Raw genomic sequence first — 17,074 nt, forward strand, 5'->3', positions numbered from 1 at the left:
CAACGCAGCGGCATTGCAGATTCCGACTCAAGGCAGCTCTGGCGCCTGGGCTGGCGTAAAAGCGCGACTTGGATTGAAACTGACGCATAACGCGATTTGCACACTGCATATTGCGGGATGATAAAATCCTTCGATACTAGCCGACGCGCTAACCGCAGCGCGTTGCACGCTGATAGTCGACACCTTCATCGACAACGACGTGAGCGCCAGCACACTCCCCGGCGAGGGCGAAGCGTGAGCCGGATGCTGGCCATTTAGGACCAGCTGGATATAATCACCGGTGTAGACATTGACCGCATGGTGCGCTCTCCCGGAGACCTCAATACGCGTTTACCACGGGCCGACCACGGCTACGCTTGACGGCGATATCGACCTGACGAGTGCCGCAGGGGGAGCATTAACCGTTCATGCTGGCGACCCCTGGTCAACCAAGATATCCTCGGCCTGTACTTCATCCTCGAGCAACGACTGCGCCAGAGCCCTTCGAGGACGACCCTTTTGCATTAGCGTCGGCTCCCGCGGGAGAACGGCCTTCTCTAGTGGAATGACCGCCCCATGGACTCGGAACGCTTCGGCAAACTGGTCAAAGTCGTGACCGTAATAGACCACAGCGCACGACATTGGCGCACCCTTGGGGTCCTCGCGTCCGTTAATGTAGAACCGAAGCCGTGGCGCATATAGAAAGCAAATACCGGCGGCTACGGGATAGACAAACTGCTTCCAGTGCCCAGTGTTGGTCGCAACCGGCACCAAAGCGAGTACTTCCGAGCCAGCAGCAGCCGCTTCGCCAATCTTCGCAAACCAGTGCGCGATTCGCGTGCCACGCTCTTTATCAGAGCCATAGGGCGGATTCACAAAGATGGTTTCCGCTTCCCAAGGTTCGTTTAAGCCATCCCTCTCCGGAAGTCGGTACTCGATTTGAGCGTCCACGAGTGAGTGTTCATTCGAGCACGGATCCAGCCCGATCTGGCCCTTAAATACCTTGCGAACCGAGGCCAGAATGTCGGGCGGCGTCGTCCAGTCCTTCGTGAGCGAGAGCGCCTGGCGTCCAGCGGTCATACAGTAAACCCTCCCCGGATTTCAGCCAGCTTCAAGAGATCGCTCTTCAAATCAACTATGGGCGCGATCGGCGAAATGACATTAAACCATCGATCCCAGGGCGATTGATCTTCAAAAAACTTCGTCAGTTCACTGTCGGCATCCGCATCGATTGTAACCTTTGTGAATGTCGTGGTACCTGAACTGCGGCCGTGGGTCGCACCGAACGCTGCTCTAGTGGCTGCAAAGTCGGGACTAGTGCCCTGCAGGACCGATTCAATGAACTCAGCAAGCGCATTGTCCGTCAGGAAGAGAAGCCAATCGTAGGACTGCGCAAGAACACGCATCTCTTTGTTTTGAGTCTCGGCCGTAAACCAATTCCCGTGATTACTCACGACCCCGACCGTGAGCACGACATTGGCGAGGGCCTGCGCGTCCCTAGAGTCGATTGCATCGCGAAGGAACTGATAATAGTCGGGGTGGGTCTGAAGCGTCCCGTCCGCCGCCTCCACAAGTGCTGCGACCGACCCGTCCTTGCGGGGGATCCGCTGAAGACCCGACACCGAACGAGCGACGTACGCTCCCTGTTTTGCTTTCTCAATCGTCTGGGGACCTTTCCGCTGGCCTTCCTCGATTCCGACGCGCTTACATTCGAACATCGCAAACGGGTCTTCAATGAGACGTGACACGTTGTACCGGTCACCATCGCCGGTCATGTAAGCAGTCACGAAACCTCCCGGCAAGTCAGCCACAGTGAGCGCATGGCGAAGCACACCGTTTCGGAGCAGATTCATACCACTCCGGAGGTGCGCCCCAGTCAAGACGCTCGCATGTCCGGCATCGGTCAGTCCGATAGAGATCTGGCGTGGTGTTAGCGTTCGACCACTAGCGGGCGGCGCAAGCTCAGCGACCCTTACCCCAGGGTGAAGAGTAAACTCGACATTATGCGTGATGAGTGAGTTCCCGTATTCGGGTAGCCCGCGCTCTATAGCAACGTTGGGCTCGAGACCCCATTGCCGAATCATGTAGAAGGTGATGAGCTCTACGAGCGTCCCGAGCGCTCGCCCAGCCGCCTTCTTCGGAGCCTGTGTCTCCGAGAAGACTGTCTGAGCGAGCGCGTTTTGCAGCGCGTCTACGGACTGGTACGAGCGGGCAGGGAGAGGGGTATCGGCGCTAGTCACGTCGCGTAGCCTACCGAGCTTGACGATCACGGTCATCGGTGCGTGGGTCCTCCGCGGAAGACACGAGCCAACGCGTACGGCGCCGGGTCGGTTCCTGGGAACACCCGAGATGCCGCGGGGCGGCTCTGGACCTTTCGACGGCGCCGATGTCCACAGGGCGTTGCTCGGGTTGGTGCTGCTACCGGGGTTGAGCTGCACCGGGGTTCCAACAACGGCCCACGAAGCACGCTCGAGCAAGCGCTGGAATCGATCGTGTTCGAAGAGCTCGATTGTTGTCACATGCTGCACCCAGGCACTTGAAGTGAGAGTGCGGGTACCCATCGGGCCTTCTCTAGCGCTGCCGATGTACCAGTCGTCATGCCTGACGTCAGCGCCTACCCGAGCATCTTCTTCGACGTACTACTCGTAGTATCGCGGCCGGACCGTGCTCTTGCCCTCGTGAGGCTTCTTCTTCGTACTGCGGCAGGCCACCAGAAGCCGGCTCTTCACAAGAACTCGCATAACCACGCGTGCGCGACGCGCACTCGCTCCAAGCAACCGGGCCCATCGACAGGTGTTGATCCCCCCAGCACCCGCTGCCTGTCCAGGGTGCCGAGTTGAGAGCCTAGGTGATGCTGGGCTGTCGAGCGACCGCTGAGAGACTCAGCTACTACGCCCAATGGCCGGACGGGGGCCGGCACGTCAGTTGTTGAACCGGAACTCCACCACGTCCCCATCCTGCATGACGTACTCCTTGCCCTCGATGCGGGCCTTGCCCTTGGAGCGCGCCTCGGCGATGGAGCCGGTCTCGACCAGGTCGTCGTAGGAGATGACCTCGGCCTTGATGAAGCCCTTCTCGAAGTCGGTGTGGATCACACCGGCGGCCTGCGGGGCCTTCCAGCCACGGCCGATGGTCCAGGCCCGCGTCTCCTTGGGGCCCGCCGTCAGGTAGGTCTGGAGGCCGAGGGTCTCGAAGCCGATGCGGGCGAGCTGGTCGAGACCCGACTCCTCCTGGCCGGTGCTCGCGAGCATCTCGGCGGCGTCCTCGGGGTCGAGCTCGATGAGCTCCGACTCGATCTTCGCGTCGAGGAACACGGCCTGCGCGGGCGCCACGAGGGCGGCCAACTCCGCGAGCTTCGACTTGTCGCCGAGCACCTGCTCGTCGACGTTGAACACGTAGATGAAGGGCTTGGCCGTGAGCAGACCGAGCTCGCGCACCGGCTCCAGGTCGATGGAAGAGGCCGACAGCGGCTTGCCCGAGTCGAGCCACTCGCGCGCGGTCTTCGCGGTCTCGAGCACGACGGGCTCGATGCGCTTCGTCTTCAGCTCCTTCTCGTAGCGCGGCTCGGCGCGCTCGAGGGTCTGCAGGTCGGCGAGGATCAGCTCGGTGTTGATGGTCTCCATGTCGCTCGCGGCGTCGACGCGGCCGTCGACGTGCACGACGTCCTCGTCCTCGAAGCCGCGGACGACCTGCGCGATGGCGTCGGCCTCGCGGATGTTCGCGAGGAACTGGTTGCCGAGGCCCTCGCCCTCGCTCGCGCCGCGGACGATGCCCGCGATGTCGACGAAGGAGACGGGGGCCGGGAGGATCCGCTCTGAGCCGAAGAGGCCGGCGAGCACCTCGAGGCGCGGGTCCGGCAGGTTCACCACGCCCACGTTCGGCTCGATCGTCGCGAACGGGTAGTTCGCGGCGAGCACCTGGTTCTTGGTCAGGGCGTTGAAGAGCGTCGACTTGCCGACGTTGGGGAGACCGACGATCGCGATAGTGAGTGCCACGGGAGTCCATCGTACGGGGCGGGTCGGCTCCTCCCCCGCCCGCGGTCGGGCTGGGCTCTCCGGAGATCGGCGTCGGTCGTGCGTGGAACACTCGAACCCATGCCGTTGGACTTCACCGCGATCGACTTCGAGACCGCCAACAACTCGTCGGCGAGCGCCTGCTCGGTGGGTCTCGTCAAGGTGCGCGACGGCGTCGTGGTCGAGACCGCGTCGTGGCTCATCCGGCCGCCCGCGGGGCACGACTCGTTCTCCGTCTGGAACACGCGGATCCACGGCATCGTCGAGGAGGACGTGGCGGGCGCCGACGGGTGGGCCGACCAGCTCCCCCGCCTCATGGCCTTCGCGGGCGACGACCACCTCGTGGCCCACAACGCGCGCTTCGACATGGGCGTGATCCAGGGCGCCTGCAAGGCGACCGCGCTCATCCCGCCGCCGTACTCCTACCTCTGCAGCCTCCAGGTCGCGCGCCGCACCTACGAGCTCGACTCGTACCGGCTGCCGGTCGCCGCGCGGGCCGCCGGCTTCGAGGACTTCTCGCACCACGAGGCGCTGGCGGACGCGCGGGCGTGCGCGGCGATCGTCGTGCACGCGGCCGGCCGGCACGGCGCCGCGTCCCTGACGGGCCTCGCCGAGGCGGTGGGCGTGGGCCTCGGCCGCATCGGCGCGCCGCGCACGCAGACCGTCACGCGCGCGTCGGCCGCCGCGACGCCGCCCATCGACTGGGCCTGATCCTCCCCAGCGCCGGCCCACCGGATCCGTCCCTCGGGCGTCCGCCCGGCGTCCCGGCCGTGTCGGGGGCCGCTGCCACACTGCACGCATGGATCCCGTCATCGCCCTCCTCGTCGGCCTCGTCATCGGCCTGGCCGTGGGCGCGGTGGTCGGGCTCGCCGTGTCGCGCGCCCGCTCGGGGGTGGACGCGCCGGGCTCCGCGGGCGAGGCCGCCCGTCTCGCCGCCGCGGAGGCCACGGTCACCGCGCTGCGCGAGCAGCTGGATCGCACGGAGCGGCTCGCCGAGGAGCAGGTCGCGCAGACCACGGCCCAGTTCGCCGAGCGCGCCCAGACGCAGGACGCGCTGCACCGCGAACGGCTGGATGCGCAGGAGTCCCACCTCCGCGAGCAGATCGGCCAGCAGGAGGACCGCATCGCGGAGCTGCAGACTCGACTGCGGGAGATCCAGCGCGCCGAGGTCGCCCGCACCGAGGAGGACGGCCGCGTGCTCACCGCGCTCAGCCCGGTCGCCGAGAGCCTCAAGCAGGTGCAGGCGAAGGTGCACGAGCTGGAGGAGCAGCGCCGGCAGCAGCACGGCGAGCTGAGCGAGCAGCTGCGGAGCGCCACCGAGGCGGAGGAGCGGCTGCGCGCCACGGCCGAGACGCTCGCGTCCGCGCTCCGCTCCAACAGCACGCGCGGCGTGTGGGGTGAGACGCAGCTGCGGAGCGTCGTGGAGGCGGCCGGCCTCATCCACCGGGTCGACTTCGACGTGCAGACCTCGGTCTCCACCGCGCAGGGCGTCGGCCGGCCCGACATGGTCGTGCACCTGCCCGGCGGCAAGAACATCGCGGTGGATGCGAAGGCGCCCTTCACCGCCTACCTCGAGGCGAGCGCCATCCCCGCGTCCGCCACCGGATCCGAGGGCGCCCGCCGCGACGCGCTCATGAAGCAGCACGTGCAGGCCGTGCGCGACCACATCACGGCGCTCGGCAGCCGCGCGTACTGGGAGGGGCTCGACGCGAGCCCGGAGATGGTCATCGCGTTCATCCCGAGCGAGTCGCTGGTGTCGTCGGCGCTGGAGGCGGATCCGAGCATCATGGAGTTCGCGTTCAGCCGCCGGGTGGCGCTCTCCTCCCCCGTCACGCTGTGGTCGGTGCTCAAGACCGTCGCGTTCAGCTGGCAGCAGGAGGTGCTCACGGAGGACGCGAAGCAGCTCTTCGACCTCAGCCGCGAGCTGCACGCGCGCCTCGCCACGAGCGGGGAGCACATCGCCAAGCTCGGCCGCTCGCTCACGGGCGCGGTGGGCGACTACAACCGCGTCGTCGGATCCCTCGAGCGCCAGGTGCTCCCCACCGCGCGCCGCCTCAGCCGGCTCGACGAGTCGAAGGTCATCGGCACGCTGGATCCGCTCGAGGTCACCACCCGGGAGCTGTCCGCGGACGAGTTCACGCGCCCCGCCGCCCCGGTCGCGGACACCCCCGCTGGGTAGAGTGGCGACCACGCGGGGCCCGGCCGCGGGACTCATCTCCCACCGGCCGACGATCACCCGCGACAGCCGCACGGCGCCGCCGTGGATCCGCCGAAGGAGATGCACCATGCCCGTAGCAACCCCCGAGCAGTACGCCGAGATGCTGGATCGCGCCAAGGCCGGCGGATTCGCCTACCCGGCCGTCAACGTGTCGTCGTCGCAGACGATCAACGCGGTCCTCCAGGGGCTCACCGATGCCGGCTCCGACGGCATCATCCAGGTCACCACGGGCGGCGCCGACTACTTCTCCGGCCACACCGTGAAGAACCGCGCCGCGGGTGCCCTCGCGTTCGCGCGCTTCGCCACCGAGGTCGCCAAGAACTACCCCATCACCGTCGCGCTGCACACCGACCACTGCCCGAAGGACGCCCTCGACGGCTTCGTCATCCCCATGATCGAGGCCAGCGAGGAGGAGGTCCGCGCGGGCCGCAACCCCATCTTCCAGTCGCACATGTGGGACGGCTCGGCCATCCCGCTCAACGAGAACTTGCGACTCGCGACGGACCTGCTCCCCCGCATGAAGGCGATCAACGCGATCCTCGAGGTCGAGATCGGCGTCGTCGGCGGCGAGGAGGACGGCGTCAGCCACGACACCGGCTCGCACCTCTACACGACCCTCGAGGACGCCATCTCCACGGTCGAGGCCCTCGGCCTCGGCGACAAGGGCCGCTACATGGCCGCGCTCACCTTCGGCAACGTGCACGGCGTGTACAAGCCCGGCGGCGTGCAGCTGCGCCCGTCGCTGCTCAAGGAGATCCAGGACGGCATCCAGTCGAAGTACGGCACCGGCGAGAAGCCGTTCGACCTCGTCTTCCACGGCGGATCCGGCTCCTCCGACGACGAGATCGCCGAGGCCGTGCGCAACGGCGTCGTGAAGATGAACATCGACACCGACACGCAGTACGCGTTCAGCCGCTCCATCGCCGACTCGGTGCTCCGCAAGTACGACGGCTTCCTCAAGGTCGACGGCGAGGTCGGCGACAAGAAGACGTACGACCCCCGCGCCTGGGGCAAGACGGCGGAGTCGGCCATGGCCGCCCGCGTCGTCGAGGCCACGCGCCAGCTCGGCTCGCACGGCCACTCGCAGAGCTAGCCGCGGCGCGCAGCGCGCGTCACGCGAACGACGGCGGGGCCGGTCCACCAGGACCGGCCCCGCCGTCGTGCGTGCAGGAGGAGGCGGGTGTCAGGGACCGCCGCGCGACATGATCTGCTGGAAGGCCGGATCCGCCACGATCAGCGTCAGCACCAGCACGCTCGTGATCACGGTCGCGACCACGGCGCCGGCGATGGGCACCCAGAAGGCCACGCGCTTGCGCTTCACGAGCTCGAGCGCGATCCACGCCGCGAGCACGAAGACGACGACGTTCACCACGTTGACCGCGATCCCGATCATCGAGGTCTGCGGCGTCACGGTGTAGGTGCCGCCGCCGAAGAGCGCGTACGACTGGTTGATGGCGCGCGACGGATCCGCGTTGGCGCCGAGGCTGCCGACCACGTTGACGAGGCCCGCTGCGAGCAGGCCGACGGTGATGGCGGCGTCGAAGCGGCGAGGTGCACGACGTGCGTCCTGGCCCGCGAGGTAGGCGGGCCGGTCCGCGTGCGGAGCGGCGCCGGTCGGCGAGGGCGACGGCCGTGCGGGATCCACGGGCGGCTTCGCGGCGGGCGCCCGACGGGCCTCGCGGCGCGCGGCCTCGGCGACCTTCTCGGCCTCGCGGCGCTCGGCGAGCATGCGCTCGCGCGCGGCCTTCCGCTCGTCCGCCATCTGCTCGGCGAGCGTCTGCGGGGCGGCGGGCTTCCCGCCCTTCTTGGCGCCGCGGCCCGCGGGGGCGGCCGGGGCGTCGCGCTCGGCCTGGGCGCGCCGGTACTCGGCCGCCTCGGCGACGATGCGGGCGTCCGCCTCGGACAGCTCCGACGACCCGCCGGAGTCGGACGACGACGACGCGTACTCGCCGTAGCGCGGGGCGGGGCGACCGGGACGGCGCGGGCCGTCGTCGTCGCTCACGCGCGGGTGCGCCCGCCGATGGCGCGTGCGTCCGTGTTGCCGGACTGGTCCTTGCGCAGCTCCTTGGGGAGCGAGAAGACGAGGTCCTCCTCGGCCGTGACGACCGCGGTCACATCGCCGTAGCCGGCGTCGGCCAGGTCGTCGAGCAGCTCCTGCACGAGGACCTCGGGGACGGACGCGCCGCTCGTGACGCCGACGGTCTGGACGCCGTCGAGCCACTCCTGCTTGACCTCGGACGCGTAGTCGACGCGGTAGGACGCCTTCGCGCCGTACTCGAGCGCGACCTCGACGAGGCGCACGGAGTTGGAGCTGTTCGCGGATCCGATGACGATCACGAGGTCGGCGTCGACCGCGACCTTCTTGATGGCGACCTGGCGGTTCTGCGTGGCGTAGCAGATGTCGTCGCTCGGCGGGTCCTGCAGGTTGGGGAAGCGGGCGCGGAGGCGGCGGACCGTCTCCATCGTCTCGTCGACGGAGAGCGTGGTCTGCGACAGCCAGACGAGGTTGTCGGGGTCCTTGACCTCGATCACGTCGGCGTGCTCCGGGGAGTTCACGACGATGGTCTGCTCGGGCGCCTCGCCCGCGGTGCCCTCGACCTCCTCGTGGCCCTCGTGGCCGATGAGGAGGATCTGCATGTCGGCCTTGGCGAAGCGCACGGCCTCGCGGTGGACCTTGGTGACGAGGGGGCAGGTCGCGTCGATGGCCTGGAGCCCGCGGTCGGCCGCGCCCTGCACGACGGCCGGCGAGACGCCGTGGGCACTGAAGACGACGTGGGCGCCCTCGGGGACCTCGTCGACCTCCTCCACGAAGATCGCGCCCATGCGCTCGAGCGTCGAGACGACGTGCACGTTGTGGACGATCTGCTTCCGCACGTAGACGGGGGCGCCGTAGCGCTCGAGGGCCTTCTCGACCGCGACGACGGCGCGATCGACGCCGGCGCAGTAGCCCCGTGGTGCGGCGAGCAGGACCTTCTTGGGTCCTGCCACCGGGTTATCCTTGAGCCTGTTGCGGACGCCGGGCATCCGCGGCATCGACAGGCTGACGACGGGTGCTCCCACGAGTCGCTGGTCAGTGGTCGCTGTAGTCACATCTGCAAGTGTATGCGCCCGATCTGGGCGTCGAACGGGGAGACGGATGAGCGAGACGCGCACGGTCGCCATGCCCGCGGCGGATGCCCCGACGGTCGACGCGCCGTGGCCCGTCTCGGTGCTCTCCGGCAAGATCAAGGGCTGGATCGACCGGCTCGGCACCGCGTGGGTCGAGGGCGAGATCACCCAGTGGGGCGGATCCGGCGGCAACGTCTACGGGAAGCTCAAGGACCTCGACGTCGACGCCACCATCAGCTTCACCGTCTGGTCGTCGGTGCGCGCGAAGATCCCGGCCGACCTCGGCCAGGGCGCCCGCGTCGTCGCGCTCGTGAAGCCCAACTACTGGGTCAAGGGCGGCACGCTCACGATGCAGGTGCTGGAGATGCGCCACGTCGGCCTCGGCGACCTGCTCGAGCGGCTCGAGCGCCTGCGCCAGACCCTGCGCGCCGAGGGCCTCTTCGACGCCGACCGCAAGCGCCGCCTGCCGTTCCTGCCCGGCTGCATCGGCCTCATCACGGGCAAGGACTCGGACGCCGAGAAGGACGTGCTCCGGAATGCCCAGCTGCGCTGGCCGAGCGTGCGCTTCCGCGTCGTGCACACCGCCGTGCAGGGCGACCGTGCCGCGGGCGAGGTCACGCGGGCCATCGGGGTGCTCGACGAGGATCCCGAGGTCGACGTCATCGTCATCGCGCGCGGCGGCGGCGACTTCCAGAACCTGCTCGTCTTCAGCGACGAGAAGCTCGTGCGCACGGCAGCCGCGTGCCGTACGCCGCTCGTCAGCGCGATCGGGCACGAGGCCGACCGTCCGCTGCTCGACGACGTGGCCGACCTCCGCGCGTCCACCCCCACCGACGCCGCGAAGCGCGTGGTGCCCGACGTCTCCGAGGAGCTGTCGCGCGTGCAGCAGGCGCGGGCGCGCATCGGCATGCGACTCACGTCGCAGGTGCGCGGCGAGATCGACCGCATCGAGCAGCTCCGGTCGCGGCCCGTGCTCGCGAGCACCGCGTGGATCGTCGACTCGCGCGCCGAGGAGCTCGGCCGCTACATCGCGCGATCCGCGGAGCTCGCCGGCCGCGTCGTCGAGCGCGGCATGCAGCAGACGAGCGAGCTGTCCCGGCAGCTGCGCACGCTCTCGCCGCAGCACGTGCTCGACCGGGGCTACGCCATCGTGCAGACGGCCGACGGATCCGCCCTCCGCGCCCCCGCGGACGCCCCCGACGGCACCGGCCTCGTCCTGCGCCTCGCCGCCGGCGCGCTCGGCGCCACCTCCACCGGCCCCACCGACGACATCCCGTCGTCGGCCGCGCGCCTGCCCGCCTCCCCCGCCCCCGACGCCCGGCTCGCGTCCGGCCCCGAGAGCTAGGATCTCGCCCATGCCCACCAGCCCCGCCGACACCGGCGCCGACACCGGCTCGCGCCTGCCCGACGTCTCCGAGCTCAGCTACGAGGAGGCGCGCGACGCCCTGGTGCGCGTCGTCAACGACCTCGAGCAGGGCGCGTCCACGCTCGAGGAGTCGATCGCCCTGTGGGAGCGCGGCGAGGCCCTCGCGGCCCGCTGCGAGGAATGGCTGCTGGGCGCCAAGGCGCGCCTGGACGCCGCGCGCACGACCGCCGCGTCCGACGCCGGCTGACCGTGGCGAAGCCCCGCACCCCGAACGTCGTCGCCGAGCTCGGCCGCCCCGAGACGCCCGAGGAGACCGCCGCCCGCAAGGCCGCCGACTCCCGCCGCCACCGCGCCAAGCAGACGTTCCGCAACCTGCTGTACTCGCTCCTCGTCACGGTCGCGACCGTCGCGGTCATCGTCGCGCTCGTCCCCCGCTCGAACACCACGATCCTGCCGGACGTCGACTACGGCGCCGCGGCCGCCGAGGCCCAGGGCGGCTTCCCGCAGACGCTCGTGGTGCCCGACCTGCCGACCGCGTGGAAGAGCAACGACGCCGAGATCCGCCCGGCCGGCCGCGACGGCGTGGCCGTCTGGTACATCGGCCTCATCACGCCGAGCAACCGCTACATCGGGATCTCGCAGGGCATCGACGCCAATCCCACCTGGCTCGACGAGACGCTGCAGTCCGCGCCCGAGGTGAGCTCCGAGGAGATCGGCGGCCTCGAGTGGACGCTGTACGACAACTCGCGAGCCGGGGATCCGGGCAACGTCGTCCTCGCGGCGAGCGCCGTCGACGGCGACAGCACCTACGCGATCTACGGCACCGCCGACGCCAACGAGCTGCGCACCGCCATCGAGGCGGTCGCCGCCGCGCGCGCCACCCCGGCGGGCGCGACGCCGTCGCCCGCCGACGGCACCACCACCAGCACCATCGCACCGGAAGAGGGGAACGAGGGATGACGGACCAGGTCGAGACCGTGCAGGAGCACGTCGTGCAGGCGCCCGCCGACGTGTGGGCGGAGATGGTGGAGGGCAACGCGCGCTTCGTCGCCGGCACGCCCCAGCACCCGCGCCAGGACGTGGAGCGCCGCGCCGCGCTCGCGCACGTGCAGCGCCCCGTGGCGGCGCTCTTCGGCTGCAGCGACTCGCGCCTCGCCGCCGAGATCATCTTCGACAAGGGCCTCGGCGACCTGTTCGTGGTGCGCAACGCGGGCCAGATCATCTCCGACTCCGTGCTCGGCAGCCTCGAGTACGCGGTCGCCGTGCTGGGCGTGCCGCTCATCGTGGTGCTCGGGCACGACGAGTGCGGCGCCGTCCGCGCCGCCATCGAGAGCGCGGCACCCGACGCCGAGGCGCTGCCGCCGCACATCGCGAACCTCATCGCCCCCATCGCGCCGGCCGTGCACCGCGTCGCGGGCGAGAACGTCGTGCCCGCCGAGGTGGACGCGGGCGAGGTCGGCCGCCAGCACCTGCGCGGCACCGTGACCCGCATGCTGGAGGCGTCCGAGATGATCTCCGACAAGGTGGCGGCCGGTAGCCTGGCCATCGTCGGCGCCAACTACAAGCTCCTCGAGGGCACCGCGGTGCCCGACGTCATCGTGGGCGACATCCCTCGCTAGAGGAGCCGTCCGCGCTGACCCGCACACTCCGGGCCCCTGAGGTCCGGTGCATCACCCGTCCCGAAGGAGAGAGAAACAGCGTGGTCGACACTTCCCCCGGAACCGAGACGAACGGCGCGGACGCGTTCCGCATCGAGCACGACACGATGGGCGAGGTGCGGGTCCCGAGGACCGCGCTGTACGCCGCCCAGACGCAGCGCGCCGTCGAGAACTTCCCCATCTCCGGTCGTGGGCTCGAGCCCGCGCAGATCCAGGCGCTCGCCCGCATCAAGCGCGCGGCCGCCATCGTGAACGGCGAGATGGGCATCGTCGACGCCGACGTGTCGGCCGCCATCGTGTCGGCCGCCGACGAGGTCGCGGGCGGATCCCACCACGAGCACTTCCCCATCGACGTGTACCAGACGGGCTCCGGCACGAGCTCGAACATGAACATGAACGAGGTCCTCGCGGCCCTCGCCACGGCGTCGCTCGGCAAGCCCGTGCACCCGAACGACCATGTCAATGCGTCGCAGTCCTCCAACGACGTCTTCCCCACCTCGGTGCACGTCGCCGTCACGGGCGCGCTCCTCGCCGAGCTGATCCCCGCGCTCGAGCACCTCGCCGAGGCCCTCGAGACGAAGGCCGACGCGTGGAAGGGTCTCGTCAAGGCCGGCCGCACGCACCTCATGGACGCGACCCCGGTCACGTTCGGCCAGGAGTTCGCCGGCTACGCGCGCCAGGTCCGCCTCGGCATCGAGCGCGTGCGCACCGCGCTCCCCCGCGTCGCGGAGGTCCCGCTCGGCGGCACCGCCACGGGCACCGGCATCAACACACCGCTCGGCTTCCCGCAGAAGGTCATCCAGGTGCTCGCCGAGGACACCGGCCTCCCCGTCACCGAGGCGCTCGACCACTTCGAGGCGCAGGGCGCGCGCGACGGCCTCGTCGACGCGTCCGGCGCGCTCCGCACCCTCGCGGTCAGCCTCACCAAGATCTGCAACGACATCCGCTGGATGGGCTCGGGCCCCAACACGGGCCTCGGCGAGCTGCACATCCCCGACCTCCAGCCCGGCTCCTCGATCATGCCCGGCAAGGTCAACCCGGTCATCCCCGAGGCCGTGCTCATGGTGTGCGCGCGCGTCATCGGCAACGACGCGACCATCGCGTGGGCGGGCGCCTCCGGCCTGTTCGAGCTCAACGTCGCGATCCCCGTCATGGGATCCTCGCTGCTCGAGTCGATCCGCATCCTCGCCTCCTCCACGCGCCTCCTCGCCGACAAGACCGTCGACGGCCTGCGCGTCAACGAGGAGCACGCCCGCGCGCTCGCGGAGTCGTCGCCGTCGATCGTCACGCCGCTCAACCGCATCATCGGCTACGAGGCGGCGGCGAAGATCGCCAAGCACTCGGTCGCGCAGAAGATGACGGTGCGCGAGGCCGTCGTCGACCTCGGCTACGTCGAGCGCGGCGAGATCACCGAGGAGCAGCTCGACGCGGGCCTCGACGTGCTGCGGATGACGGCGCCCGGGCTGTAGCCGCCGCTCCCCCGGACGCCGACGGGCGCCGATCCCCTCGGGGACCGGCGCCCGTCGTCATGCGCGGGGCGGCTGGATCACACGGGGTCGCCGTCGAGCAGCCCCGTGACGAGCGCCGCGATCGCGCTCCGCTCCGAGCGGGTGAGCGTGATGTGCCCGAAGAGCTCGTGGCCCTTGAGCGTCTCGATGACGCTCGCGACGCCGTCGTGCCGGCCGACGCGGAGGTTGTCGCGCTGCGCCACGTCGTGCGTGAGCACCACGCGCGAGTTCTGGCCGATGCGGCTGAGCACCGTGAGCAGCACGTTCCGCTCGAGCGACTGCGCCTCGTCCACGATCACGAAGGCGTCGTGCAGCGAGCGCCCGCGGATGTGGGTGAGCGGCAGCACCTCGAGGATCCCCCGCTCCACCACCTCGTCCATGACGTTCTGCGAGACGACGGAGCCGAGCGTGTCGAACACGGCCTGCGCCCACGGGTTCATCTTCTCGGCGGCGTCGCCCGGCAGGTAGCCGAGCTCCTGCCCGCCCACCGCGTAGAGCGGCCGGAACACCATGATCTTGCGGTGCTGCTGCTTCTCCAGCACCGCCTCGAGCGCGGCGCAGAGCGCGAGTGCCGACTTGCCCGTGCCCGCGCTGCCGCCGAGGGAGACGATCCCCACCTCGCGGTCGAGGAGCAGGTCGATCGCGAGCCGCTGCTCGGCCGAGCGGCCCTTGAGCCCGAACACCTCGCGGTCGCCGCGCACCAGGTTCACCGTGCCGCGGCGGACGACCCGGCCGAGGGCGGATCCGCGGTCGGAGTGCAGCACGACGCCCGTGTTCACGGGCAGGTCCTGCACGACGCGCGTCTGCAGCGTCTCGCCGTCGTAGAGGTCGGCCATCTGCTCGCTGGACAGCGTGACGTCGGCCATGCCGGTCCAGCCGCTGTCGACCGCGAGCTCGGCGCGGTACTCCTCCGCCTGCAGGCCGATGGAGGCGGCCTTCACCCGCAGCGGCATGTCCTTGGAGACGACCGTGACCGCGAGGCCCTCGGCGGAGAGGTTGAGGGCGACCGCGAGGATCCGGGAGTCGTTGTCGCCGAGCTGCAGCCCGTTCGGCAGGGCCGCCATGCTCGAGTGGTTGAGCTCGACCCGCAGCGTGCCGCCCGCGTCGCCCACCTCGATGGGGAAGTCCAGCCGCTCGTGCTCCTCGCGGAGCTGGTCGAGCAGGCGGAGGGCCTGGCGCGCGAAGTACCCGATCTCCGGGTCGTTCCGCTTCGCCTCGAGCTCCGTGATGACGATGACGGGGATCACCACCGCGTGCTCGGCGAAGCGGAAGAGCGCACGCGGGTCGGACAGGAGGACGGAGGTGTCGAGCACGTACGTGCGCTCGGCCTGCTGCGTCCCCTCCCCCCGGTCGTCGCGTCGTGCGGTGCTGCTGCGGCTGTCCATCGGGGCCACGGGCCACTCCATCCCCGAGCGTTCGCGCTCGGATCCTGACGGCGATCGGGCCACGGTGACGAGAGATCCTGCGGCCCTCTCGATCAGGCGCCATGCCTGATGAGTGCGAACCTACGTCGCGCTCCCACCCCGTGACCAGTGCCACGCGCGACCCGATGTGTCAGGGACATTAACTCTTGCCCGGCGCAGCGTCCGGCGACGCGGGAGCGACGTCAGGAGCCGAAGCGGCGCTGGCGCGAGGAGTAGTCGCGGAGGGCGCGGAGGAAGTCGACCTCGCGGAGGTCCGGTCCCAGCGCCTCCATGAAGTAGAGCTCGCTGTGCGCCGACTGCCACAGCATGAAGTCGCTGATGCGCTGCTCGCCCGAGGTGCGGATCACGAGGTCCGGATCCGGCTGCCCGCTCGTGTAGAGGTGCTCGCCGATGAGGTCGGGCGTGAGCAGGCCCGCGAGGTCCTCGAGCGTGCCGCCCGCGAGGTGGTGCGCGAGCACGATGCTGCGCATGGCGTCCGCGATCTCGGTGCGCCCGCCGTAGCCGACCGCGAGGTTGATGTGCAGGCCGGTGTTGCCCTTCGAGCGCTCCTCGGAGGCGTCGAGGCGCGCGACGAGCTCGGGCGGCAGGCCCTCGTCCGATCCGACGTGCTTGACGCGCCAGTCGCGGTGCCGGGAGAGGTCCTCCGCGAGCTCGCCGATGATGTCGATGAGCGCGGTGAGCTCGGCGCTGCCGCGGCCCGTGAGGTTGTCGGTGGAGAGCAGGTAGAGCGTCGTGACCTTGATGTCGAGGTCGTCGCACCACTCCAGGAACTCGAGGAACTTCGCCGCTCCCGCGCGGTGACCGTGGGCCGCGGACTCGAGGCCCAGCTGGCGGGCCCAGCGGCGGTTCCCGTCGAGGATCATCGCGATGTGGTGCGGGAGCGCCTGCCGGTCGAGGCCGCGGCGGATGCGCTTCTGGTACGCCCGGTAGAGGAGACCGCGCCACGGTCGGATCGGCTTCTCTCGCACGGATGCCACGCTATCCCACCTGCCCGTGAGCCCGGATCGCCCGCCCGGCTGACGTCGCCGGGCTGTCCTACACTCGCAGGATGACGCCCGCCGCCTCCTCCCCCGGACCGCTCGGCGAGACCCCGGAGGAGGACGCGTCGGTCGCCCACCTGCCGCTCGTCGAGGACGCGCAGGACGTCGGCCCGGAGCCGAAGCCCACCTGGCGCGGCTGGCTGCACGCGGGCATGACGCCGGTGGCGCTCGTGCTCGGGATCGTGCTGATCGCGGCGGCCGACGGCGCCGCCGCCCGCATCGCGTGCGCCGTGTTCGTCGCGTCGTCGCTGCTGCTGTTCGGCGTCTCGGCCGTCTACCACCGGTTCGACTGGTCGCCGCGGGCGAAGATCCTCCTCAAGCGGATGGACCACGCCAACATCTTCCTGCTCATCGCGGGCTCGTACACGCCCATCACCGTTCTGGCGCTGCCGCACGAGAAGTCGGTGCTGCTGCTCTGGCTGGTGTGGTCGGGCGCCGCGGTCGGCGTGCTCTTCCGCGTCTTCTGGATCCACGCCCCGCGCTGGCTCTACGTGCTGCTCTACCTCGTGCTCGGCTACGCGTCGCTCGTGTTCATCGTCGACTTCTTCCGCGCCGACGCGGCCATGATGACGCTCATCCTCGCTGGCGGCCTCGCCTACACGGTCGGCGCGGTCGCGTACGCGCTGAAGCGGCCGAACCCCTGGCCCGGCCGCTTCGGCTTCCACGAGATCTTCCACGCGTTCACCCTCGTGGCGTTCCTCTGCCACTGGACGGGGATCCTGCTGGTGGCGACGCACCCGCCCGTCGTCTGACCGGGCGG

At 69.9% G+C, this 17,074-nt stretch carries 16 protein-coding genes; 9 read left to right on the top strand and 7 right to left on the bottom strand.

Annotation, left to right across the window (positions count from 1 at the left end; translation table 11 throughout):
• Positions 1-405: 405 nt before the first annotated feature.
• The 3 genes from ACMT9T_RS14055 to ychF form a co-directional block, all read right to left on the bottom strand.
• Positions 406-1,059 carry a DNA N-6-adenine-methyltransferase gene (locus ACMT9T_RS14055; protein WP_414746134.1) on the bottom strand — a complete coding sequence of 218 codons (654 nt, stop codon included), beginning with the start codon at positions 1,057-1,059 and terminating at the stop codon, positions 406-408.
• Complete coding sequence (locus ACMT9T_RS14060; RefSeq protein WP_414746135.1) at positions 1,056-2,255, bottom strand: hypothetical protein; 1,200 nt, start codon at positions 2,253-2,255, stop codon at positions 1,056-1,058. Before ACMT9T_RS14060 ends, ACMT9T_RS14055 begins: the two co-directional genes overlap by 4 nt.
• Before the next feature lie 645 nt (positions 2,256-2,900).
• Positions 2,901-3,974, bottom strand: coding sequence for a redox-regulated ATPase YchF (gene ychF / locus ACMT9T_RS14065; protein ID WP_414746136.1), 1,074 nt, complete (start codon positions 3,972-3,974; stop codon positions 2,901-2,903).
• Between the two features lie 99 nt (positions 3,975-4,073).
• Here ychF and ACMT9T_RS14070 point away from each other — a divergent pair, with 99 nt between their 5' ends.
• From ACMT9T_RS14070 to fbaA, 3 genes are all read left to right on the top strand, one after another.
• A complete protein-coding gene (locus ACMT9T_RS14070; RefSeq protein ID WP_414746137.1) occupies positions 4,074-4,703 on the top strand; it encodes a 3'-5' exonuclease in 630 nt (209 codons plus the stop codon).
• An 88-nt stretch (positions 4,704-4,791) separates the two neighbouring features.
• The gene (locus ACMT9T_RS14075) at positions 4,792-6,171 is read left to right on the top strand and encodes a DNA recombination protein RmuC (protein ID WP_414746138.1); all 1,380 of its coding nucleotides are present in this window, start codon (positions 4,792-4,794) and stop codon (positions 6,169-6,171) included.
• A gap of 106 nt (positions 6,172-6,277) precedes the next feature.
• Entirely contained in the window at positions 6,278-7,303 is a 1,026-nt protein-coding gene (fbaA, locus tag ACMT9T_RS14080) for a class II fructose-bisphosphate aldolase (protein WP_414746139.1), read from the top strand.
• A gap of 90 nt (positions 7,304-7,393) precedes the next feature.
• Here the strand turns inward: fbaA and ACMT9T_RS14085 are convergent, their stop codons facing one another.
• Both ACMT9T_RS14085 and ACMT9T_RS14090 read right to left on the bottom strand, forming a co-directional pair.
• Positions 7,394-8,212, bottom strand: coding sequence for a DUF6264 family protein (locus ACMT9T_RS14085; RefSeq protein ID WP_414746140.1), 819 nt, complete (start codon positions 8,210-8,212; stop codon positions 7,394-7,396).
• Complete coding sequence (locus ACMT9T_RS14090) at positions 8,209-9,243, bottom strand: 4-hydroxy-3-methylbut-2-enyl diphosphate reductase (RefSeq protein ID WP_414746402.1); 1,035 nt, start codon at positions 9,241-9,243, stop codon at positions 8,209-8,211. The genes ACMT9T_RS14085 and ACMT9T_RS14090 overlap by 4 nt, the downstream gene beginning before the upstream one ends.
• Positions 9,244-9,346: 103 nt before the next feature.
• Here ACMT9T_RS14090 and xseA point away from each other — a divergent pair, with 103 nt between their 5' ends.
• The 5 genes from xseA (at position 9,347) to ACMT9T_RS14115 (ending at position 13,811) form a co-directional block, all read left to right on the top strand.
• Positions 9,347-10,663, top strand: a complete 1,317-nt coding sequence (gene xseA, locus ACMT9T_RS14095; RefSeq protein WP_414746141.1) for an exodeoxyribonuclease VII large subunit — start codon at positions 9,347-9,349, stop codon at positions 10,661-10,663.
• 10 nt (positions 10,664-10,673) lie between these two features.
• On the top strand, positions 10,674-10,931 hold the full coding sequence (locus ACMT9T_RS14100) for an exodeoxyribonuclease VII small subunit (RefSeq protein ID WP_414746142.1): 258 nt from the start codon (positions 10,674-10,676) through the stop codon (positions 10,929-10,931).
• Between the two features lie 2 nt (positions 10,932-10,933).
• Positions 10,934-11,644 carry a DUF4245 domain-containing protein gene (locus tag ACMT9T_RS14105; protein WP_414746143.1) on the top strand — a complete coding sequence of 237 codons (711 nt, stop codon included), beginning with the start codon at positions 10,934-10,936 and terminating at the stop codon, positions 11,642-11,644.
• On the top strand, positions 11,641-12,303 hold the full coding sequence (locus ACMT9T_RS14110) for a carbonic anhydrase (RefSeq protein ID WP_414746144.1): 663 nt from the start codon (positions 11,641-11,643) through the stop codon (positions 12,301-12,303). The genes ACMT9T_RS14105 and ACMT9T_RS14110 overlap by 4 nt, the downstream gene beginning before the upstream one ends.
• A gap of 80 nt (positions 12,304-12,383) precedes the next feature.
• The gene (locus tag ACMT9T_RS14115; RefSeq protein ID WP_414746145.1) at positions 12,384-13,811 is read left to right on the top strand and encodes a class II fumarate hydratase; all 1,428 of its coding nucleotides are present in this window, start codon (positions 12,384-12,386) and stop codon (positions 13,809-13,811) included.
• Positions 13,812-13,888: 77 nt separating this feature from the next.
• On the opposite strand, the gene phoH2 is transcribed toward ACMT9T_RS14115, so the two are convergent.
• Both phoH2 and ACMT9T_RS14125 read right to left on the bottom strand, forming a co-directional pair.
• The gene (phoH2, locus tag ACMT9T_RS14120) at positions 13,889-15,235 is read right to left on the bottom strand and encodes an RNA 5'-3' helicase PhoH2 (RefSeq protein WP_414746403.1); all 1,347 of its coding nucleotides are present in this window, start codon (positions 15,233-15,235) and stop codon (positions 13,889-13,891) included.
• 221 nt (positions 15,236-15,456) lie between these two features.
• On the bottom strand, positions 15,457-16,242 hold the full coding sequence (locus tag ACMT9T_RS14125) for an isoprenyl transferase (protein ID WP_043674588.1): 786 nt from the start codon (positions 16,240-16,242) through the stop codon (positions 15,457-15,459).
• Between the two features lie 80 nt (positions 16,243-16,322).
• Here ACMT9T_RS14125 and trhA point away from each other — a divergent pair, with 80 nt between their 5' ends.
• Positions 16,323-17,066, top strand: a complete 744-nt coding sequence (trhA, locus tag ACMT9T_RS14130; protein ID WP_414746146.1) for a PAQR family membrane homeostasis protein TrhA — start codon at positions 16,323-16,325, stop codon at positions 17,064-17,066.
• Positions 17,067-17,074: the final 8 nt, after the last annotated feature.

The sequence above is a fragment of the Clavibacter vidaverae genome (assembly GCF_047529985.1).
Taxonomy (GTDB): domain Bacteria; phylum Actinomycetota; class Actinomycetes; order Actinomycetales; family Microbacteriaceae; genus Clavibacter; species Clavibacter nebraskensis_A.